This is a genomic window from Micromonospora sp. NPDC048868 (assembly GCF_043198195.1).
Classification (GTDB): domain Bacteria; phylum Actinomycetota; class Actinomycetes; order Mycobacteriales; family Micromonosporaceae; genus Micromonospora; species Micromonospora reichwaldensis.
Genome location: NZ_JBICUN010000040.1, coordinates 1 through 2,141, shown reverse-complemented (window position 1 = coordinate 2,141; position 2,141 = coordinate 1). Strand labels below are relative to the sequence as shown.

1 protein-coding gene is annotated in these 2,141 nt (G+C 72.2%); it reads right to left on the bottom strand.

Going from position 1 to position 2,141, the window contains the following annotated elements; all coding sequences use genetic code 11:
* Positions 1-2,141: amino acid adenylation domain-containing protein (locus tag ACGFNF_RS30320; protein WP_393172349.1), on the bottom strand; the 2,141-nt coding region annotated here is incomplete at both ends.

The following is a 2,141-nucleotide window of genomic DNA, read 5'->3' as shown; positions in this document are numbered from 1 at the left end:
CCGTCGGTGCGGAGGCGGCAGAGGTCGCCGGTGCGGTAGAGGCGGCTGCCGGGTGGTCCGTACGGGTCGGGCAGGAACCGCTCCGCCGTCTGCCCGGGCTTGTTCAGGTAGCCGCGGCTGACCACGTCGCCGGCGACGCAGACCTCGCCGGGCGCGCCGGGCGGGACCAGTTGGAGGTCGGCGTCCAGCAGGTGGATGCGGGCGCCGGCGATCGGGACGCCGAGGTCGGGCCGGTGGACCCCGTCCGGGCGGACGGGCCCGACGGTGACGGCGACGGTGGTCTCGGTCGGCCCGTAGATGTTGAACAGGGTGTACGGCGCGTGCGCGGACGGCCGGGTGGTGAGGGCGTCCCCGCCGGTGAAGATCGTCCGCAGGCGGCTGGTGGACGGGGTCGGCAACCGGAGGACGGCCTCCGCGATCGGCGTCGGCAGGAACGTCCTCGTGACGTCCTCCCGGACCAGCCAGTCGTGCAGCGCGGCGGGGTCGAGGCGGTCGGCGGGGTCGGCGATGTGCAGGGTGGCGCCGCTGACCAGCGCGGGCCAGATCTCCCAGATCGCGGCGTCGAAGCCGAGGCTGGCCACCTGGCCGTGGCGTTGGCCGGGACCGGTGGGGTGCGCGTTCAGGTGCCAGTGGACCAGGTTGGTCAGCGCCCGGTGGGGGACCATGACGCCCTTGGGCGTGCCGGTGGACCCGGAGGTGTGGATGACGTACGCCACCTGCTCCGGGTGCACGTCCAGCGGGGGCGGCGTGGCCGTGGCCGTGGCCGGTGCCGGGTGCGGGGCGAGGGCGACGACGCCGGGGGGTGTGTCGGTGTCGTGGGGGTCTTGGGTGATGAGGATGGTGACGGCGGAGTTGGTGATGAGGTGGTGTCGGCGTGCGGGTGGTGCGGTGGGGTCGATGGGGAGGTAGGCGGCGCCGGCTTTGAGGACGGCGAGCATGGCGGTGATGGCGGGTGTGCCGGGTGGGAGGCTGACGGCGACGGGGTGGTCGGGTCGGGCGCCGTGGTGCAGGAGTTGGTGGGCGAGGTGGTTGGACCACTCGTCCAGTTCGCGGTAGGTGATCGCGCCCGTCCCGTCGACGACGGCGAGCGCGTCGGGTTGGCGTCGGGCCGTCTCCGTCACCAGCCGGGGCACGCACCCCAGATCACCGGGCGGGACCGGAACCGGGCTGGCGATCAACGCGTCTGCGAGCCGCTCCCGCTGAGCGGCCGTGACCGCGACCACGGTGGACAGCGGCCGGTCCGGCTCGGCCAGTACGGCGGCGACCAGGGCCCGGTAGCTGTCGGCCAGCTCGGCCATCGTCGCGGGCTCGTACAGGTCGCAGGCGTAGTCGAAGAGCACCCGGACGCCGTCCGGCTCCACCTGCACCTGGACGGTCAGGTCGAACTTCGCGACCCCCTCGTCGATCGGCAGCGGCCGCATCGTGGCGGTGTGCAGCGGTGCCGGATCGGTGCCTTCCATGGTGGTGAAGACGGTTTGGATGAGGGGTGGGGTGTGGCGGTCGCGGGTGGGTCGGGTGTGTTCGACGAGTTTGTCGAAGGGGATGTCCTGGTGGGTGACGGCGTGCATGAGGACGGTGCGGGAGTGGTGCAGGAGTTGGCGGAAGGTGTGGTGGGGGTTGATGTCGACGGGGAGGGGGAGGGTGTTGACGAAGAAGCCGATGAGTTTTTCGGTGTCGGGGTCGGTGCGTCCGGTGAGGGGGGTGCCGATGACGATGGGGTTCTGGTGGGTGTAGCGGTGGATGAGGAGTTGGAAGGCGGCGAGGAGGACGCCGAAGGGGGTGGAACCGGTCTGGGCGGCGAGGGCCGTCAGGGTGGCCAGGGTGCCGGGGGCCAGTTGGCTGTGGTGGACGGCCGTGGGCCCGGGTTCGGTGTCGGGGCGGGGCCGGTCGGTGGGCGGGTGACAGACGGGTGGGGCGTCGCGGAGTCGTGCGGCGAGTTCGTGGAGGTGCTGTTGGGCGTCGTCGCTCTGCCAGTGGTGGCGTTGGCGTTGGGCGATGTCGGCGTACTGGGTGGTGAGGGGCGGCAGCGAGGGGGTGCGACCGTGGGTGAGGTCGGTGTAGAGGTGGTCGAGTTCGGTGTGGAACACGCCGACGGACCAGCCGTCGAGGACGATGTGGTGCCAGGTGAGGCAGAGCACGTG